Source organism: Burkholderia sp. 9777_1386 (assembly GCF_015712265.1).
Taxonomy (GTDB): domain Bacteria; phylum Pseudomonadota; class Gammaproteobacteria; order Burkholderiales; family Burkholderiaceae; genus Burkholderia; species Burkholderia cenocepacia.
The window spans coordinates 1-418 of sequence record NZ_JACCQB010000148.1; the positions used below are offsets into that span (position 1 = coordinate 1).

Consider the following 418-nt stretch of genomic DNA (forward strand, 5'->3'; position numbering starts at 1 on the left):
CGGATGTGACGCGCGGCGTCGCGCGCTTCATCTTCTGGCGACAAAGCGAAGTAGCAGACGTTCGGCAGGTTTTTCACCGACTCCGGCTGATTAAGTGCCAGCACGTTTAATGGCGTATTGCTTTTCATCAGCTCTTCAACATTATTCTTCAGCAGTGGGCCAACCACGATGCTGGCACCATCCTGTTGAACCTGAGTCAGGATTTGGTTCAGAGGCTGTGATGAAGTGTCGTAGATTTTAAGTTCTGCGGACGGATTTGCCGGCGCGCTGGCGGTGGTTGGTTGTGCAGGCGCTGTTGGCTGTGGGGCTGTAGTTTCTGGCTGTGCAGGCTCCTCGTTGGTCAGATCGCTTACTGACGCCTGAGAAGGGCTGGCAACGCCGTCAGTCGTTTGCGGCTGTTCTGTGGTCGTCGCAGCTG

General features: G+C 56.0%; 1 protein-coding gene. It reads right to left on the reverse strand.

Annotation, left to right across the window (positions count from 1 at the left end):
• Positions 1 to 418: penicillin-binding protein activator (locus tag H0X91_RS34770; protein WP_196433828.1), on the reverse strand; the 418-nt coding region annotated here is incomplete at both ends.